This is a genomic window from Mycobacterium colombiense (assembly GCF_003284975.1).
GTDB lineage: Bacteria > Actinomycetota > Actinomycetes > Mycobacteriales > Mycobacteriaceae > Mycobacterium > Mycobacterium europaeum_A.
The window spans coordinates 1-19,784 of the sequence record NZ_QMEU01000040.1; the positions used below are offsets into that span (position 1 = coordinate 1).

Consider the following 19,784-nt stretch of genomic DNA (forward strand, 5'->3'; position numbering starts at 1 on the left):
AGATCCGCCCGGCCGACCACCAGATCCCGCCCGCAGTCACCGCCCAGCAGGTCAGCGCGGCCGGCACCAGGCGCACATCGACATGCCCCGACGGCGATCCACCCGGCGCGGGAGGCAACACCGGCGTCAGACACGGACCAGCGCGCGCAGCTTCTCCAGCCGCGCCGGCCCGATGCCCTCGACATCGGCGAGCTGGTCGACGCTGGTGAATTTGCCGTTGGCCTGCCGCCAAGCCACGATCGCGGCGGCGGTGACCGGCCCCACGCCGGGCAGAGCGTCGAGTTCCGCGAGGGTCGCGGTGTTCAGGTCGACCGCCTGGCCAGGCTTCGGCTTGACCGATCCCGACCCGGGTGCCGGCGCCTTAGAGGTCGGCGTCGTTGCGGTGGCGACCGAACTGCCCAGCGCCGTCGGCTGGCCCGGAACGGGAGCGAGGCCGACCACGATCTGTTCGCCGTCACCGACCGGTCGGGCCATGTTCAGTCCGATGGTGTCCGCGCCGTTCACCGCGCCGCCGGCGGCCTGCAGCGCATCGGCGATGCGCGACCCCGGCGCCAGCGTCACCAGACCCGGCGTGTGCACCAAGCCGACCACGCTGACCACCACCGGACGGTCGGGGCTCGCGGGTGGCGCGGGACCCGGGCTGGCCGACGACCTGGCGGCCGACACCTTCTCCACCGGTGGCAGCTTGGCCGACATCACCGGCGCCGGCCGGTCGCGCAACAACGTGAAGACCGTGACCAGCACTGCCAGCGCCGCCACGATCGCCAACCCGATGGCGCCTGCGCGGCCGGGGTCGGCGCGCACCCTGGCCACCCAGCCGCGGTCCTGCGAGGCGTCGGGAAGCCAGCGCGGCAACAGCGAATTCTGGTCGTCGTCCGGGGTCTCCTGCGTCGAGACCGATCCGGTGTCCGCAGGCTCGGCGGCGCCATCGGTCTCCGGTTCGGCGTTGAGCCGCCGGTGCAGGCGCTCCGCCGGAAGTTCTGTTCGCATGGGCCGACGGTAGGCCCGCGGACCGTCACAACGGCACCGCTCAACGGCGATCTGTGGATTAACCCGAGGCTGTGCACGGGGCCCGCGAGGGATGGGTCAAGATGGAAGTCGAGCGAACGACCAGCACCGCCAGAAAACAACTCGGGGCGCTGCGTCGCCACGGTCACCCCGAAACGACAGGAGGCTGCCATGCAACTGGCGCTCACGCCCGAGGAAGCCGCGTTCCGCGACGAACTCCGCACCATCTACACGACCAAGATTCCCGAGGAGCTGCGCGAGCGGGTGCGCCGCGGCTCGGCCGAAGTGAACCACGACGACATCGTCACCAGTCACAAGATCCTGCACGAGCACGGCCTGGCGGTACCGAATTGGCCGGTGGAATGGGGCGGCAAGGACTGGACCCCGACCCAGCACCAGATCTGGGCCGACGAGATGCAGCTGGCGTGCGTCCCCGAGCCGCTGAACTTCAACACCAAGATGGTGGGCCCGGTGATCGCCGAATTCGGTTCGGAGGAAGTCAAACAACGCTTCCTGCCCCCGACCGCCAGCCTCGACATCTGGTGGTGCCAGGGCTTCTCCGAGCCCGAGGCGGGGTCGGATCTGGCCTCGCTGCGCACCACCGCGGTGCGTGACGGCGACGACTACGTAGTCAACGGTCAGAAGACGTGGACCACGCTCGGCCAGTACGCGGACTGGATCTTCTGCCTGGTCCGCACTGACCCGCAGGCGCCCAAGCGGCAGGCCGGCATCTCCTTTTTGCTCTTCGACATGAAGACGCCGGGCATCACCCTGCGGCCGATCAAGACGATCGACGGCGGCCACGAAATCAACGAGATTTTCTTCGAGGACGTCCGGGTTCCCGCCAATCAGCTTGTCGGGGAAGAGAATCAGGGTTGGACGTACGCAAAATTCCTGCTGGGCAACGAGCGCACCGGCATCGCCGGGGTGGGACGGACCAAGGTGCGCCTCGCCGAGGTGAAGAAACACGCCAAGGCCACCGGAGTGCTGGGCGACCCGCTGTTCGCAGCGCGGCTTGCCGAGGCCGAAAACGAGCTGCTGGCACTGGAACTCACGCAGTCGCGGGTCGTCACCGACTCGGCGAACGGGCAGCCCAACCCGGCGTCTTCGGTGCTCAAACTGCGCGGCAGCCAGTTGCAGCAGGTGGCCACCGAACTGCTCGTCGAGGTGGCCGGGCCGGACGCGCTGCCGGCCAACGGCGAAGACATCGCCTCGCCGGACTGGGCCCAACACAGCGCGCCGCACTACCTCAACTACCGCAAGACGTCGATCTACGGCGGCAGCAGCGAGGTGCAGCGCAACATCATCGCGTCGACGATTCTGGGATTGTGAGGCAGTCATGGACTTTCAGCTGAGCGACGAGCAGGCCCTGCTCCGCGACACCACGCGTGACCTGCTGTCGCGCACCTACGACCCGGAAAGCCGCAACAAGGTCATCGGCTCCGATCTCGGCTGGAGCCGCGAGGTCTGGAGCCAGCTTGCCGACACCGGGATCCTCGGCCTCGGTTTCGATCCAGACGAGTCCGGCCAGATCGAGATCATGGTGGTGCTCAACGAGGTCGGGCGCCGGCTCGCCCCCGAACCGGTACTGCACGCCGCGCTGGGACCCGGTGCGCTGATCGCCGGGCTGGGCACCGACGCGCAGAAGGAACTGCTCGACGAGGTCGCGGGCGGGCAGCGGCTGTTGGCGTTTGCCCACCTCGAGCCGGGGCAGCGCGATCCGTCCGCCGAGCTGAGCACCAAGGCTGCGCAGCAAGGTGATTCGTGGACCTTGAGCGGTCGGAAGAACCCGGTGCTGGCCGGGGACGCCGCCGACACCCTCGTGGTCAGCGCCACCTTGCCGAGCGGCGGCACCGGCCTGTTTCTCGTCGATGCGGCAACGGTCACCAGGCACCCGTTCCGGACGTTCGACGGACAGCGCGGCGCCCAGATCGACCTGGACTCCACTGCCGCCGAGCCCCTCGGCGAGGCGGTCGACGCATCGGGCGCGATCCGCGACGCCATCGTGCGCATCCAGTCGGCATTGTGCGCCGAAGCGCTGGGCGCCATGGAGGAATCGCTGCGCCTGACCACCGATTACCTCAAGACCCGCAAGCAGTTCGGCGTCACGCTCAACAAATTCCAGGCGCTGACACAACGCGCGGCCGACATGTACGTCTCGCTGGAACTGGCCCGCAGCATGACCCTGTACGCGGCCATGTCGATCGCCGACGGCAACATCGACCCGGTGATCGCCTCGCGCGCCAAGCTGCAGGTCGGCCGTTCGGGCCGGCACATCGCGCAGGAGTCGGTCCAGATGCACGGCGGCATCGGGGTGACCGCGGAATACCCGGTCAGCCACTACGCCGCCCGGCTCACCGCGATCGAGCACACGCTGGGCACCTCGGGTGAGCACCTGCACAACCTGATCGACCACCTCGGCGACTACGACCTGGCCCGCCTCTAACGCATGGCAGAGCTGACCGAAAGGGTCATCGAGTTCCTCTCGACCGGCACCCGTACCGGGATGCTGGGCTACGTCGCCGCCGATGGCAGGCCGCTGGTCGCCCCGGTGTGGTTCGTCGTCGATGACGGGCAGTTGGCGTTCAACACCGGTCGCAACACGTCGAAAGGCCGTGCCCTGGTCCGCGATCGGCGAGTGGTGATCTGCGTCGACGACCCTCATCCGCCGTATTCGTTCGTCCAGGTGCAGGGCGTGGCCACGGTCAGCGAGGATCCGCAGGACGTGCTGGACATCGCGACCCGCACCGGGGGCCGCTATATGGGCACCGACCGCGCCGACGAATTCGGCAGGCGCAACGCCGTTCCCGGCGAATTAGTGGTGCGGTTGCGTCCGACCAAGGTCATCACCGGGTTCGACATCAGCGCCTGACATCATTGCGGCTCCTGCGCCGCAACCGGTTCGGGCTGGCCCGGCTCCGTGTCCGCGTCGGGCAGCTGACCCACGAGGTATTCGGCCAGGCCCCCGATGGTCGGATAGTCGAACACCGCAGTCGCGTTGATCGTGAACTTACCGCCGAACTGACTGTGCAGCCGATTGCGCAGCTCGATCGCCATCAACGAATCCGTCCCCAGGTCCAGGAACCGGCTACTCGCCGCCGGCGGTGAGGCGAGCCGCAGGAAGTTCTGCACCTCCCGTTGCAGGAATTCGGTCACGAAACCGGCGCGCTGCGGCACCGGAATCTCCATGAGCTGCTTGAGCAACTCGCTGTCACCGGTCACCTCTCCGACGGCACTGGGCAACACCACGTCGAGGATCGGTGGTCGCGAACTGCCCAGCACCTTCGCGGCGCGCTGCCAGTTGGCCTTGAGGACGGTGGCCTGGCCGGTTCCGTTCGCGACGACCTCGGCGAGGGCACCCAGGGCCGCCGACGGCTCCAGCGGAATCAGGCCCTGCGCACTGATGTTGGCGGTCGCGGCCTCCGAGGACGCCATGCCGCCCTGCGCCCAAGGACCAAAGTTGACGCCGGTGGCCGGCAAGCCCTGCGCCCTGCGCTGCGCGACCAGGCCGTCGAGCAGCGCGTTGGCGGTCGCGTAGTTGGACTGACCGGGCGCACCGAACAAGCTCGACACCGACGAGGACACGATGAAGAAGTCGAGCTCGTCGTCTCGGGTCAACCTGTCCAGGTGGCATGCGCCGAATGCCTTGGGCGCCAACGTTGTCCGGAACCGTTCCAGGCTCTGCTGGGACAGCAGCGCATCATCGAGCACGCCGGCCAGATGGGCCACACCGGCCAGCGGTGGCAGCTCTGCGCGGATGCGCGCCAGCAGCGCGGCAACCTCGGACTCGTCGCCGACGTCGGCGGTGAAGACGTGGATGCGGCACTTGTAGCGCTCGGTCATCTCCTCGATCAACCGTTGCGCGTCCGCACCCGGCTCACGCCGGCTGGTCAGCACGATGTCACCGGCACCGAGCTGGGCCAGATACGACGCCGTGTGCAGACCGATGGCTCCCAGTCCACCGGTGATCAAATAGCTCCGATCCGCCCGCGGCTGCAGCGGATTGGGTATCTGCACCACGATCTTGCCGATGTGCCGCGCTTGCTGCATGCGGCGGAACGCGGCCCGCGCCTCGGTCAGGGGGTAGATCTCGGCCGGCAGGGGTGTCCAGTCCCCGTTGGCCAATCCCTGTGACACCTCGGTCAGCAAGCCCCGAATACGTTCGGGCTCTTGGAAGGTCACCGTGTCCAGCGCCACGATCTCGTAGGCGATGTCGGGACGGGCTTGCGCCATCTGCTCGGGTGTCCAGATGTCGCGCTTGGCGATCTCGGCGAAGCGGCCGTTCTGGGCGGTCGCCCGCACGGTCGCTTCGAGGAACCCCTCGCTGGTCAGGCTGTTCAGTACCACGTCGACGCCGGCACCGTCGGTGTCGGCGAGGATCTGGTCGGCGAAATCCGTTGTGCGCGAGTCATAGACGTACTCAACACCCAGCTTGCGCAGCGTCGCGCGCTTGAAGGTGCTGGCGGTGGCGAAGACGGTGGCACCGCACTGCTGAGCCACCTGGATGGCCGCCAGGCCGACACCGCCGCTGGCGGCGTGGATGAGCACGCGGTCGCCGGGCTTTAGCTGTGCCCAGTCGAACGCGAGCCGAACCGTCAGCGCCGCCGCGGGAATGGTGGCCGCCTCGACCGCACTGACTCCGTCGGGGATCGGCGCGAGCAGCTGGGCGGGCACGTTGAACCGGCTGGAGAACGCCCCCTGCATGAAGCCGTAGACGCGCTGACCGACCTCGAGCCCTGTGACGCCGGCGCCCAATTGCGTGACGACGCCGGCGAAATCACCGCCGATGGGTCCTGGGTCGCCCGGATAGAGGCCGAGGACGTTGAGCACGTCGCGGAAGTTGAGGCCCGAGGCCTCCACCCGGACCTGCACATAGCCCTCGCCCGGGGGCGCCACGTCAACTTCCGTGAGCCGCAGGTTGTCGATCGCGCCGCGCTCGGTGGGCGCCAGGACGTAGTCGCCCGCACGCGGCACCGTGAGATGACCGCTGCGCGCCCACGGCAGCAACCGGGATGCCAGCAGCTTTCCTTGTCGCACCGCGAGTTCCGGTTCGTCCACCGGGGTGGCCAACAGGTTGGCCAGCGCGTGCACGGCCTCTGGTGATCCGTCGCAATCGACCAACTTGGCGCGCAGCGCCGGTTCCTCGTTGATCGTGGTGCGCCCGAGCCCCCACAGCGCCGCCTGCACCGGGTCGACCGGCTCGCCGGATTCGCATGCCACGGCCCGCTCGGTGACGATCCACAGTCCCCCAGGCAAATTCACGCCGCCGCCCTGCACCGCGTGCACTGCGCTGAGCAGATTGACGATCTCGGACTCGAGGCGCGCCGCCGCGTTCGTCGAGTCGGCGCCACCTTCGCCTGCGTTGGGCGCTTCGCCGCGCCAGACGACGCCGGAGAACGGCAGCCCCCGCTCGGCGGCCTGAGTCAACACCTGCCCCAACGGCTGCGGGTTTGCGCTCCGGTCGAACGGGATGCAGCCCGCCACCTTGGCGGCCAGTTCGTCGAATCCGGCGATCAACCAAGTGCCGCCGATCTCTGCGGCTTCGTCGGCCGGCGGCGCCGGCACCTCGTGCCAGCCGAGGGTGTACAGCAGCCGGGTGGCATCGCCGCCGAGGCCGCGCAGCAACGCCTCGCGTGGCGCGCGTTTGACCGTGAACTCGCGAATCCCGCCCAGCTGGCGGCCGTCCCGGTCGACGAAATCGAGGTCGAATACCTGGGTCTCGCTATTGAGTTCGCTGGTGTGCCACCGCGCACGGCAGTAGAACCGCCGCGGCATCTTCTCCCGCAACATCACCTGGCCGTAGCGCAGCGGCAGGAATAGATCGTTGACGCCCTGTTCGGCGGCAAGGAGCGCCGGGAAGGCCGGGAAGGCGACCCCGGTGCACAGGTCCATCAGCACCGGGTGCATCGGCTCGCTGCCGAGTTGTTCGGCGAGTTCGGCACCGACGAGGATGTCGCCGACCGCCTCGCCGTCACCGAGCCACAGCGACTTCAGGGAACCGGACCAGGTTGGTCCCCAGGCCAGTTCCAAGTCGGCGAAGGTCTCGAACAACTCCTGTGGACGCATGCGGTTCAGCCGCTCAAGCGCCTCGTCGATCGGATCACCGTCGAACACCGGCCCGTCGGTGACGTCGTCCGCGCCGGCGACCACGGTGCCTTCGGCGTTCAACGACCACTCGGCAACGCGTTCCCCGTAGGGGCGGCTGTGCACCTGGAAGGCGAATTCGCGGCCGTCCTGCAGCGGGTGCAAGGTCAGCTGTACCTCGCGAGAACTCTTCTCCGGCAGAATGATCGGCTCGTAGAAAAAGACGTCCTTCGCCCGTCCCGGAGTGCCGACCGCGGCCAACGCCATCGCCGCGTAGGTTGCGCCGGGTACCACGACCGTGCCGTAGATGACGTGATCGGACAGCCACGGCTGCGATTTGACGGACAACCTGCTGGTATAGACGGAGTCCCCCGAGGCGAGGTCTTTCGCGCTGCCGAGGATGCCCGAAGACGGACCGGCCCCTCCGACGACGGCGGTGCCGGATGTCTTGGGCCAGAACCGGCGGCGCTGGAACGGATAGGTGGGCAGTTCGATCCTGCGACGTCGCTGACCATGCAGTACGGCGAAATCCGGACGATGGCCGCCGACGTAGGCCGCGGCCAGCGCGTCGGCGATCTGGCGCCGATCGCCGACGCCCTTACGCAGCGAGACGATCGCCCGCGGTGCGGTCAGGTGCTCCGGCCAGACCTGCACCGCGGCACCGGTCAGCACTGGTTGCGGGCCGATCTCCATCAGCACCGAGCAGCCCAACGCCGCCGCGGTGCGCACGCTTTCGGCGAACTGCACCGGTTGCCGCGAATGGCGCCGCCAGTAGGAGGCGTCGAGCGGGGTTTGGCCGGTGAGCACGGCCCCGGTGCGGTTGCAGATCAACGGCATCGTCGGGGCAGCGAACTCCAATTGCGCTGCGTAGGACTCGAATTCGTCGAGCACCGGATCCAACAGCTCGGAGTGGAAGGCGTGGCTGGTCTGCAGCCACGTGCAGCGGATCGCCTCGTCGCCGAACTTGGCGACGAGCTGTTCGAGGTCCTCACCCGGACCCGACAGCACTGTATTCGGTCCGTTGTACGCACCGACCGACACCCGCGGGAATCCGCCGGCGACCTCCTCGACGTGTTTGGCGTCGGCGAACACCGCCACCATCCGTCCGCCCTCGGGCAGACTGCCGAACATCCGGCCCCGCTCGGCCATCAGCCGGGCACCGTCCTCGAGGCTGAACACTCCGGCCACACAGGCCGCCGCGTACTGGCCGACGCTGTGCCCGAGCACCACATCGGGTTGGATCCCCCACGACTGCCACAGCCGCGCCAGGCCCATTTCGACGGCGAACAGCGCCGGCTGCGCAAACGACGTGTGCCGCAGCCTCTCTCCGGCTTTGCCTGCCGTTTCGCGATCGGTGGCGAACAGCACCTCCAGCAAGGGATGCGGCAAGATGTCATGGACCGCGTCCGCGCACCGTGTCACGGTTTCGGCGAAAACCGGTTCGGTGTCGAACAACTCACGCGCCATCCCCGGGTACTGGCTGCCCTGGCCGGTGAACAACCATGCCGTCATCGGGTGGTGGGTGTGTTCGCCACGCACAACGCCGGGCCGCAGGCGGTTCTCGGCCAATTCGGCCAAGGCCTCGCGCGCACCCTCGAGCGAGTCCACCACCAGGGCGGCGCGGTGTTCGAAGTGTGACCGGCCCGTTCCCGCGGTGAGGCATACCTCGGTGAGGTCCGCATCCGGGTGGGCAGCCAGCCAGGCCTCGTAACGCTGCGCCAACGCCACCAGCGCTTCGGGTGACCGCGCGGACAGCGCGAGCACCGTGGCGCCCTGAGCGTGCGACGCCGAGTCCGTGGCGGCGTCGCCGGCGGGGTTCGGGTCGGCGGATACGGCGCGTGCCGGTGCCTCCTCCACCAGGACGTGCGCGTTGGTTCCGGTGAACCCGAACGAGCTCACGCCCGCGCGCCGCGGCCTGCCGTTGGGCTGCCACGGCATCGTCTTGTCGACGACCCGCACGGGCAGCGAATCCCACGGAATGTGCGGCGACGGCTGCTCGAAGTGCAGGCTCGGCGGCAAGACCTCGTGCTGCAGCGACAGCACGACTTTGATCAGTCCGGCTGCGCCCGAAGCGGATTCGGTGTGACCGATGTTGGTCTTCACCGAGCCCATCAGCAGCGGCCGGTCAGCGTCGCGCGAGGCGCCGTAGGCGGCGGCCGCGGCCTGCACCTCGATCGGATCACCCAGCGGGGTGCCCGTCCCGTGCGCCTCGAGGTAGTCGACGTCCCCGCCGGCCAGACCCGCACGAGCCAGTGCCGTCCCGATGAGCCGTTGCTGCGCACCACCATTGGGCACAGTCAAACCGCTGGACGCGCCGTCCTGGTTGACCGCGCTGCTGGCGATCACCGCGCAAATGCGGTCGCCGTCGCGCTCCGCGTCGCTCAACCTCTTCAGCACGAGGATTCCGCAGCCCTCGCTGCGCACGTAGCCGTCGGCGGAGGCGTCGAACGTCTTGCATCGGCCCACCGGGGAGAGCATCCGCGCGCGGGAGGCGGCGATGACCGTCACCGGACTGAGCAGGACGTTCACTCCGCCGGCCAGCACCATGTCGCAGTCGCCGGAGCGCAACGCCTGGCAGGCCTGGTGCACGGCCACCAGCGCCGAACTGCATGCGGTGTCGATCGCCACCGCCGGCCCCTCGAGTCCCAGCGCGAAGGCGACCCGACCGGGGATGGCGTTGAGCGCATTGCCGGTGATGAAGTGCGGTTCGATCTTGTCGACCGACTCCGACGACAGCAGATGCGCGTACTCGTTGGCCGCCACACCGGTGAAGACCCCGGTTCTGCTGCCGCGCAGTGCGGCCGGCGAGTACCCGGCGCGTTCCAGGCCCTCCCACACCGTTTCGAGCATCAGCCGTTGCTGCGGCTCGATCCAAACGGCCTCGCGCGGCGAGATGCCGAAGAACTCGGGATCGAATCCGTCGATTTCGTCCAGGAATCCGCCGAACCGGGTGTAGGTCTTGCCCGCGGCGTCCGGATCCGGGTCGTAGAACTCGTCGATGTCGAATCGGTCCTCTGGGACCTCCCGAATCGCGTCGACCCCTTCGGACAGCACCTGCCAGAACGCTTCCGGGTCGGGCGCGCCGGGGAAACGGCAGGACACCGCGACGATCGCGATCGGCTCGTCCGTGCGGATCGTCACCACGGTTGCCGGCTGGGATCGCGTTTTCGAGGACGTTTGATCGCGGAGCTCGAGCACGTCGCCGAGCAGGTAGTCGGCCACGTCGGACAGCCGTGGGTGATCCATCGCCAGGGTGGCGGGGACCTGCTTACCCACCCCTTCCTCGATGCGCCGACGCAATTCGACCGCCATCAACGAATCCATGCCGAGATCGAAAAACCCTGCGTCTTCGCGGATCTCGGCGGCGTCGACGCGGGTCACCTCCGCGACCGCATCACGCAGATAATCGGTCAAAAGTTTCTTGCGCTGCTGTACCGGAGCGGCCGTGAGCCGGTCGACCAACGGGGTGTTCCCGGCCGACGTCACCGCGGGCACCGCATCGGGCACCTCGCGCTCCAGCTCCGCCAGGAACGCCCGCCTACCCGCTTGCTGGTAGAGCGGCAAGAAGCGGGTCCAGTCGATTCGGGCCACTACTCCGTGGGCGGCGCCCCGCGCCGAGGCGGCCGCCGTCACATCAGACAACCCCGCAAGCGCATCGGCCGGTGCCAGCGTACGGATCCCGCGCTGATCCAGTCGCGCACGAGATTCGGCGTCGGCCATACCGGCCGCCCACGGCCCGAAGTTGACGCTGACGCCGAGGGTGCCCTGCTCACGCAGCCGCCACGCCAGCCCATCCAGGAAGGCGTTCGCCGCGCCGTAGGCGCTCTGGCCGAATCCACCCCACACCGAGGCGATCGAGGACGTGCTGAGGAAGAAGTCGAGCTTCAGGTCCGCCGCCGCCTCGCTCAAATGCCAGGCGCCCCAGACCTTTCCGGCGAAGACGCGATCGACCTCGGCATCCTCCAAGGCGCTCAGGGGCGTGGTACCGATCTCGCCCGCGGCGTGGACGATGCCGGCCAACGGCGGCAACTCGGCCTGCACGCCCGCCAGCAGGCGGGCGACGTCGTGCGCGTCGGCGACATCGGCGGCCACGACCCGGATTCGGCAGCCGTGCGCCTCACCGAGTGCGTCGATGCGCTGTCGGACCGCATCGGTCGGCGCGCGCCGACCGGTCAACACCAGCTGCCCGGCGCCGTTGGCGGCAAGGTGCCCGGCGATCTCCAGCCCGATCGCACCGAGCCCGCCCGTCACCAAATACGTTGCGTCATTGCGCAATTGCAGCGACGTGCCGCCCGGGGTCTGGGAGCGCCGAACCAACCGGGGAACGTAGACCACCCGATCACGCAGCGCGAGCTGGTCTTCCCTGATCGCCGCGTCGCCCGCAGGGGCGATCCGGTCGATGAGCGCAGACCATTCGTCGGCGGTCCCCGCTGACAAGTCCGCGAGTCCGCCCCATACCTGCGGCAGCTCCAGCGATGCGGCGCGACTGAAGCCCCACAGGCTGCTCTGATGCGGCGCCACCGTGTCCGAATCGGTGACGTGCTGCGCGCCACGGGTCACGACCCAGATGGGACTGCGCAACTGCGCGGCGACCGCGGCACGAAACAGTCGCCGTGTCCCGCCGAGGATCCGGTGCTGCATCCGCAACAGTGAGCGCATCGACGGCGTGGTCCCCGCCTCCAGGGCCGCGGCATGCACGATGCGTAGCGTCGAATCGTCCGCGGCGGCAGCGCGTAACACGCCCACGAGGTGTTCCTCGTCCGCGTCGGACACCGGCAACCCGATGACCTCGAATCGGTGGTTGCGTGCGCTCAGCGCGTCGACCAACGGCTGGACCGCGTCGGAGCCGTCGGCGACGATGACCCATCGCGACTCCCCGCCCGCGTCTGCCGGTGACAACTCGGCGGTCGTTGTGTCCCAGCGGATCTCGTAGCGGTCGTTCTCGATGGACCGGGTCGTGCGCTGTTGATTGTGTTGTGCCGCAAGCTTGGTGAGCACTTGCAGGGTCTGATGATCGCCGCTCGCACCGTCGAGCAGGGTGGCGAGTTCCTCGATCCGGCCGTCCTCGAGCAGGCGGACCGCTTCGGTGCGCGGCCCACCGACGTCGCGGCGTTGGTCGGGGCGCTCGCGGTCGTCGCGGAACCAGTACTGACGCCGCTCGAAGGGATAGGTGGGCAGGTCCAGCTTGCGTGCGTGCGCCTGCCCGAAGGCCGCGAAGTCGGGCAGGTGACCCAGGACATACGCGTCGGCAACCGCTTCGGTGATCTGCCGGTGGTCGGCAGTGTTGCGGCGCAGCGACGTGATCGCCCGCGGTGCGGTGGCCGGGTCGGGCCATGCGCTCAGGGCCGAGGCGGTAAGCACCGGTCGCGGGCCGATCTCGAGCAACACCTTGCAACTCAGCTCGGCGAGGGTGCGCACGCTCTTGGCGAATTCCACCGGCTGGCGCGCGTGACGGCGCCAGTAAGCGCCATCGAGCTTCACGCTGCGGCCCAGCGCCGCGCCGGTGCGGTTGTCGATCAGGATTCGTTGCGGCGCTTTGAAGTCGAACCGCCCCGCATACGATTCGAACTCGTCGAGGATCGGGTCCAGCAGCGCCGAGTGGAATGCGTGGCTGGTGTCCAGCCAGTCACACCGAACACCGTCGGCCGACACTGCGGCTACCGCCCGCTCCAGGTCCGCCACTGGGCCGGACAACACGGTGTTGGCGCCGTTGTAGGCCGCCACCGACAGGCTGGGGAACTCGTCGGTGAGTCGCTCGACCCGCTCGGCGGCGGTGAACACCGCTACCATCCGGCCACCCGAAGGCAGGCTGCCGAACAGACGACCGCGTTCGGCCATCAGCAAGGCACCGTCTTCGAGACTGAACACGCCCGCCACGCATGCCGCCGAATACTGGCCGACGCTGTGGCCCAGCACCACGTCGGGCTCGAAGCCCCACGACTGCCATAGCCGGGCCAGGCCCATCTCCACCGCGAACAGTGCGGGTTGCGCGTAGGACGTTTGCTGCAGCGTCGCTTCGCCGTCCGGGCCGTCCACATCGAATACAACGTCGAGCAACGGCCTTTGGAGAGCGTCGGCAACCGCGGCGGCGCACCGATTCAGCGTCTCGGCAAACACCGGCTCGCTGTCGAACAACTCTCGAGCCATGCCGGGGTATTGGCTGCCCTGACCGGTGAACAGCCACGCGGTCTTCGGTGGCTCATGCGATTCTCCGCGGAACAACCCCGGTGCCGGGCGGTCGTCCGCCAGAGCGCCGAGTAGTTCCACCGCGGATTCTCGCGAGTTGACCACCAGCGCGGCCCGCTGCTCCAGGTGTGCCCGACCCGCCCCGGCGGTGAAGCACACGTCCGCGAGGGTGGCCTCGGGGTGCGCGCTCAACCAGCTGCGGTAGTCGGCCGCGAGCCGCGCCAACGCGGCGGGCGTTCGCGCCGAAAGTGGGAGGATGCTGAACCGGCGGTGCCCGGAATGCTCGACCGGAAGCGGTGCCGGGGAGACGTGTTCCGTTTGCTCGGGAGCTTCGGAGAGAATGACGTGAGCGTTGGTGCCGGCGAATCCGAACGAGCTGATCCCGGCAATGCGCGGCTCTCCGTTGCGTTCCCAAGCGGTCGGCTGCTCGACGACCTGCACGGCAAGCCGGTCCCAGGGGATGTGGGGCGACGGGTTCTCGAAATGGAGGTGTTGCGGGATCAGTTCGTTCTCGAGCGACAGGATGACCTTGATCACCCCGGCGATGCCCGCGGCCGCTTCCAGGTGTCCGATGTTCGTCTTCACCGATCCCATCAGCAGCGGCCGGGAGGGTTCGCGCCCGGCGCCGAGCACCGCGCCCGCGGCCTGAGCTTCGATGGGGTCACCCAGCGACGTCCCGGTGCCGTGCGCTTCCAGGTACCCGACGTCGCGTGGTTCGAGGTCGGCCCGCTTGAGCGCATCGGCGATAACCCTTTGCTGCGCAACGCCATTGGGTACGGTCAGGCCACCCGAGGCGCCGTCCTGGTTGATCGCACTGCCGCGGATCACGGCACGGATCCGATCGCCGTCGCGGATCGCGTCCTCCAGGCGCTTGATCACGATGACACCGCAGCCCTCGCCGCGCACGTAGCCGTCCGCGGCCGCATCGAATGTCTTGCACCGGCCATCGGGGGCGAGCATGTGCGCGCTGGAGAACGTGATCATGGTCGCCGGGGTGAGCAGCACGTTCGCGCCGCCGGCCAGCGCCAGGTCGCATTCTCCGAGGCGCAGCGCCTGGCACGCCTGATGGATCGCCACCAGCGACGAGCTGCACGCTGTGTCGACGGCGACGGACGGACCCTGCAGTCCCAACCGATAGCTGATCCGGCCGGCGGCTGCGGCGTTCGAGGTCCCGATGGCCATGTAGGCCTCGATTTCGGGGTACGTCAGCTCGTCGGATGCCATTCCAAGGTAGTCGTGCGTGGCCAGGCCGACGAAAACCCCGGTGTTGCTGTTAGCCAGATCGGTGGGTGCGGTGCCTGAATGCTCGACCGCGCGCCACGCCGTTTCCAGCAGGATGCGGTGCTGCGGGTCCATCAGCCTGACCTCGCGGGTCGACATGCCGAAGAACGGCGCGTCGAATCCCGTTACGTCGTCGACGAAGCCGGCACGACGGGTGACGACCTTGCCGGGTGCCCCCGGTTCCGGGTCGAAGAATTCGTCGACGTCCCAGCGGTCTTGCGGCACTTCGGATATCGCGTCGCGGCCGTGCTGCAACAGATCCCAGAACTCGTCGGCATCGGCGGCTCCCGGGAATCGCGCCGCGTAACCGATGATCGCAAAACCCGATGCCGGCTCGCCCAGACCTTCGACGGATGCCATGCGCTTGTCCTCTCCTGGCCGGTCACGATCGATCCCCACGGGACGCCGGTTGCGCTCGGAAGATCATTTCCTGAAGCCGGCGCCGTCCCCGCAGCGCCGCACCACGCAACGACAGCCGGTGTGACTGCCGCCCTGCGTCCCCGTCCGGCCGTTCGATCGCCACAACGGCCCGCCGGATCCGTGAGCGAGTGTAGGCGGTGCCCCGCGCACGCCTGCGACGGCGATCACTCGGAGGGTTTATCTTGGTCTCGCCGCCAGGGTGGCCGTGGTCGTTGGAACCGAGGAGGACGAAGTTTTGCGCATCGGGAAGATAACGATCGGCGCACTCGGTGATTGGACGGTGACGCCCGGGTCGGTCATCTCCTGGCACCCGACGGCCGCGGCTACCGAAAAGGTCAGGCAGGCGCCGGTCAGCTCGGTGCCGGTCAGCTACATGCAGAGCCAGCATCTTCGCAATTACTGTGAACGGACCGCCGCGGGGTTGAACTTCTCCCGTCAGATCATCGCTACCTGTGAAGTGCCCGGGACGTGCGACGTTGCCGCCATGAACCACGCCGTCAACGCATATCTGCGCCGGCACGACACGTTTCGCAGCTGGTTCGAGCACACCGGCGACGGAGTGTTCATCAGGCATACCGTCAGCGATCCCGACGCTATCGAATTCGCCCCGATCGAGCACGGCGAGATGACGGCCGACGAAATACACGCCCACGTGGTGGCCATTCCGAATCCGCTGGAGTGGGGCTGCTTCACCTTCGGGATCATTCAAAGCCAAGACCGCTTCACTTTCTTTGCCGCCATGGATCATGTCCACGGAGACGCGACGTTGATTGGCACCACGATGATGGAGGCCAACGGCATGTACACGGCGTTGAGCGGCGGCGGGCAGGCACTTGCCCTTCCCGATGCCGGCAGTTTCGATGATTTCTGCACCCGCGAACGCGAGTACACGTCAACGCTGACCGTTGATTCCCCCGAGGTGCGCGCGTGGATCGACTTCGCCGAAAACAACGATGGTGGCTTTCCCGAGTTCCCGCTCCCGCTGGGCGACCCGCAGGACTCGAGTAGCAGCGATATGACCTCCGAACTCCTGATGGACGCGGCCCAAACCGAACGGTTCGAATCGGCCTGCGCGGCCGTGGGCGCGCGCTTTGTCGGCGGCCTGTTCGCCTGCCTCGCCTTGGTGGAGCACGAATTCACGGGTGCCCTCACGTATTACGGGCTTACCCCCAGGGATTCCCGCCAAGCCACCGACAATTTCATGACGCAGGGTTGGTTCACCGGTTTGATCCCCATCACGGTGCCCATAGCTGCCGCCTCGTTCGGCGATGCCGCGTGGGCGGCGCAGGCGTCGTTCGATTCGAATCTGGATATGGCGAAAGTTCCCTATTACCGCGTGTTGGAACTCGCGCCGTGGTTGCGCTGGCCGCAACCGAACTTTCCGGTGTCGAATTTCTTTCATGGCGGCGCCGCTCCGCTCAATGCCATTCTCGCCGCGGCCGACATGGGGCTGGCGAACAACATCGGAATCTATCCCGACGGCCGATATTCATACCAGCTGACCATTTACATATTCCGGTACGGGGAAGGCACGTTCATGGCGATCATGCATCCGGACAACCCGGTCGCCCGAAAATCGGTTGTTCGCTACATGGAGGCGATGAAGTCGGTCTGCGTGCGGGTCGCCGGCAGCGGGAGCTGGGGACGCGTCGCGTAGCGTGGAGCACTTCGATGGCTCGTGAGGCGAATTTGCGTGGTGTGACCGGGCTCGGGCGAGTGCGGCCGAGAGTCCCCGGCGGGCACGCCCGACGGCGCCGAGCGGGGATGAGGGCAATATGCGACGGCTAGCCGATTTCGTGGTGCGGTGGCCCTGGGCAGTGGTGGGGATCTGGATCGCGATCGCCGTCGCGCTACCCCTGACGTTTCCCTCGCTGGGCGAGATGGCCGAGAAGCATCCGCTTGCCATCCTGCCCAGCGATGCGCCGTCGAGCGTGACCGCTCGAAAGATGACCGAGGCGTTTCACGAGTCGGGCTCAGAAAACCTGCTGTTGGTGGTGTTGACCGACGACAAGGGACTCGGCCCGGCCGACGAGGCCGCTTACGGCAAAGTGGTGGACGCGCTGCGCCGCGACACGCGAGATATCTCGATGCTGCAGGACTTCGTTAGCACCCCGGCGTTGCGCTCCGTCGTCACCAGCAAGGATCACAAGGCGTGGGTGCTGCCGGTTGGCGTCGCTGGTGAGCTGGGCACTCCCCGCTCGTACGCCGCCTTCAACCGGATCGGCGAAATCGTCAAGGGGGCGCTCACCGGCACATCGCTGACGGCAAACCTCACCGGCCCTGCGGCGACCGTCGCCGACCTCACCGACGCGGGCGCTCGGGACCGGATGCCGATCGAGTTGGCGATCGCGGTGATGGTCCTGATCGTCCTGCTAGTGATCTACCGCAGCGCGGTCACCATGCTGCTGCCGTTGCTGACGATCGGGATATCCCTGGTGATCGCGCAGGCGGTGGTAGCGGGCTACTCCCAACTGACCGGCTCGGGCGTCTCGAACCAGTCCGTTGTGTTCTTGAGCGCCATAATGGCTGGAGCCGGAACCGATTACGCCGTCTTTCTGATCAGCCGCTATCACGACTACCTGCGGTCGGGCGCGACTCCCGATCAGGCGGTCAAGCGCGCCATGTTCTCGATCGGAAAGGTGATCGCCGCATCCGCGGCCACCGTCGGTGTCACCTTCCTGCTGATCAGCTTCGCCCGGATGGGTGTGTTCAAAACGGTCGGCGCGTCGTCGGCGATCGGGATCGGTGTGGCATTCCTCGCCGCGTTGACGTTGCTGCCGGCAGTCCTGGTGCTTGCGGGACGGCGCGGCTTGGTCAAGCCGCGGCGCGAGCTGACCGCCCGGTTTTGGCGGCGGTCGGGCATTCGCATCGTGCGGCGACCGAAGGTCAACCTGGTTGCCAGCGTGCTCGTGTTGCTCATCCTGGCCAGCTGTGCCGGCCTGGTGCGTTACAACTACGACGATCGCAAGGCGGTGCGGGCGTCCGCCCCGAGCTCCATCGGGTATGCCGCGCTGGATCGTCACTTCCCGGTGAATCAGTCCATCCCGCAGTACATCCTGGTCCAGTCCCCGCACGACCTTCGCACGCCAAAGGCGCTCGCGGACTTGGAGCAAATGGCTGACCGGGTCAGTCAATTGCCGAATGTTGCTGCGGTCAGCGGCATTACGCGTCCCACCGGGAATGTGCCCGAACAATTCAGGGCCACCTATCAAGCGGGCGCTATAGGCACCCTGCTGGCCGGCGGGTCCACCCTGATCAAAGACCACACAGGCGACCTCAATCGGCTGGTAGACGGGGCGGGGACGTTGGCCGACAACCTCGGCAACATGCGGGGCCAGGTCATCCAGCTCGCCGCCGGCGTCCAGGAGCTGGAAACCGCCTTCTCGTCGACGAAGAACCAGTACACCGGCGACGCGCTGGTGAAAGAGGTCGATCTCGCGGCCCAGCTCGTGGACCATGTCAACGCGCTCAGCAACAACATGGGCTGGAACTTCTCGGCGGCCAAGAACATGTTCGCCTGGATCGGCCCGGTGCTGGGGGCGCTGCAGGGCAACCCCCGATGCGACGTCGACGCCTCGTGCAGCGCCACCCGCGGAACATTCGAGCAACTCGTCGGTTCGCGCGATCAAGCAGACCTCGACGCCATCAATGACTTGGCCCACCAGCTGCAGGAGTACCCGGACAAGCACGCGCTGAAAGCGTCGGCAGACCGCCTGCGCGCCGCATTGGCGAAGCTCACCACCGTGCTGCATTCGCTGGGCATGGACAAACCTGGTGGCCTGCAGGCGAACCTGAACACCTTGCAAGATGGCGCTAACCGTTTCGCCGGCGGCAGCCGGCAAATCGCCGACGCGGTGGCGCAGGTCGTCGACCAAGTCAAACAGCTCGGCAGCGGGCTCAACGACTCGGCGGCGTTTCTGTTGTCGCTGAAACGCGACGCGGCGCAACCGGCCATGGCCGGATTCAACATCCCGCCCCAGCTGTTGCACCTGGCGGAGTTCCAGAAGGCCGCCAAGGCATTCATCTCGCCGGACGGCCACTCGGTGCGCTACCTGGTCCAGACCAAATTGAACCCGTTCAGCACCGAGGCCATGGATCAGGTCAACGCGATCGAAGCGGCCGCGCGGGGAGCGCAACCGAACACCGCGCTGGCGGACGCGACGGTGTCGATGGCCGGTTACACCGTCGCGCTCAAGGACACGCGCGACTACTACCAACACGACATCCGGTTCATCATCGCGGTAACCCTGCTGGTGGTGCTGGTGACCCTGATCGCGCTGCTGCGTGCGATCGTCGCCCCGCTGTATCTCGTTGCCTCCGTGGTTATTTCGTATTTGTCGGCGGTGGGGATCGGGGTACTCGTCGTGCAATACCTGCTGGGTCAGCAACTGCATTGGAGTGTGCCTCCGCTGGCATTCGTGGTTCTGGTCGCGGTGGGTGCCGACTACAACATGCTGCTCGTCTCGCGAATGCGGGAGGAGTCGCCGCACAGCATGCGTTACGGCATCATCCGGACCCTGGGTTCGACGGGCGGAGTGATCACTGCGGCGGGTCTGATCTTTGCCGCCTCGATGTGTGGTCTTTTGTTCTCCAGCATCAGCACCGTGGTCCAGGGCGGTTTCGTGATCGGGGTGGGCATTTTGCTGGACACCTTCTTGGTGCGCACCATCACGGTTCCCGCCATCGCCGCCCTGGTCGGGCGGGCGAATTGGTGGCCCTCCCGAGCGGGTGCGCCAATGGGCGCGCGGCGGCCGGCGTCGCGGTTACCGGAGGGACGCGCCGAGGCGCAGCCCGGTTAGCACCCG

7 protein-coding genes are annotated in these 19,784 nt (G+C 67.7%); 5 read left to right on the top strand and 2 right to left on the bottom strand.

Annotation, left to right across the window (positions count from 1 at the left end):
• Positions 1-126: 126 nt before the first annotated feature.
• The gene (locus DQP58_RS14550) at positions 127-990 is read right to left on the bottom strand and encodes a ComEA family DNA-binding protein (RefSeq protein ID WP_112709040.1); all 864 of its coding nucleotides are present in this window, start codon (positions 988-990) and stop codon (positions 127-129) included.
• A gap of 189 nt (positions 991-1,179) precedes the next feature.
• On the opposite strand from DQP58_RS14550, the gene DQP58_RS14555 reads away from it, so the two are divergent.
• The 3 genes from DQP58_RS14555 to DQP58_RS14565 are packed head-to-tail and all read left to right on the top strand — an operon-like array spanning position 1,180 to position 3,880.
• Positions 1,180-2,340: an acyl-CoA dehydrogenase family protein gene (locus tag DQP58_RS14555; protein ID WP_112709041.1), complete on the top strand. Its 1,161-nt coding sequence runs from the start codon at positions 1,180-1,182 to the stop codon at positions 2,338-2,340.
• Between the two features lie 7 nt (positions 2,341-2,347).
• On the top strand, positions 2,348-3,454 hold the full coding sequence (locus DQP58_RS14560) for an acyl-CoA dehydrogenase family protein (RefSeq protein ID WP_112709042.1): 1,107 nt from the start codon (positions 2,348-2,350) through the stop codon (positions 3,452-3,454).
• A gap of 3 nt (positions 3,455-3,457) precedes the next feature.
• The gene (locus tag DQP58_RS14565; RefSeq protein ID WP_112709043.1) at positions 3,458-3,880 is read left to right on the top strand and encodes a PPOX class F420-dependent oxidoreductase; all 423 of its coding nucleotides are present in this window, start codon (positions 3,458-3,460) and stop codon (positions 3,878-3,880) included.
• A gap of 2 nt (positions 3,881-3,882) precedes the next feature.
• Here the strand turns inward: DQP58_RS14565 and DQP58_RS14570 are convergent, their stop codons facing one another.
• Entirely contained in the window at positions 3,883-14,919 is an 11,037-nt protein-coding gene (locus tag DQP58_RS14570) for a type I polyketide synthase (RefSeq protein ID WP_112709044.1), read from the bottom strand.
• A 295-nt stretch (positions 14,920-15,214) separates the two neighbouring features.
• On the opposite strand from DQP58_RS14570, the gene DQP58_RS14580 reads away from it, so the two are divergent.
• The gene (locus DQP58_RS14580) at positions 15,215-16,636 is read left to right on the top strand and encodes a condensation domain-containing protein (RefSeq protein WP_112709045.1); all 1,422 of its coding nucleotides are present in this window, start codon (positions 15,215-15,217) and stop codon (positions 16,634-16,636) included.
• 118 nt (positions 16,637-16,754) lie between these two features.
• On the top strand, positions 16,755-19,778 hold the full coding sequence (locus DQP58_RS14585; RefSeq protein ID WP_205869430.1) for an RND family transporter: 3,024 nt from the start codon (positions 16,755-16,757) through the stop codon (positions 19,776-19,778).
• Positions 19,779-19,784: the final 6 nt, after the last annotated feature.

Excerpts from the sequence above, each read along its gene's own strand:
- DQP58_RS14570 (WP_112709044.1), bottom strand. The coding sequence starts at position 14,919 with ATGGCATCCGTCGAAGGTCTGGGCGAGCCGGCATCGGGTTTTGCGATC.
- DQP58_RS14550 (WP_112709040.1), bottom strand. The coding sequence starts at position 990 with ATGCGAACAGAACTTCCGGCGGAGCGCCTGCACCGGCGGCTCAACGCC.
- DQP58_RS14585 (WP_205869430.1), top strand. The coding sequence starts at position 16,755 with ATGCGACGGCTAGCCGATTTCGTGGTGCGGTGGCCCTGGGCAGTGGTG.
- DQP58_RS14560 (WP_112709042.1), top strand. The coding sequence starts at position 2,348 with ATGGACTTTCAGCTGAGCGACGAGCAGGCCCTGCTCCGCGACACCACG.
- DQP58_RS14565 (WP_112709043.1), top strand. The coding sequence starts at position 3,458 with ATGGCAGAGCTGACCGAAAGGGTCATCGAGTTCCTCTCGACCGGCACC.
- DQP58_RS14555 (WP_112709041.1), top strand. The coding sequence starts at position 1,180 with ATGCAACTGGCGCTCACGCCCGAGGAAGCCGCGTTCCGCGACGAACTC.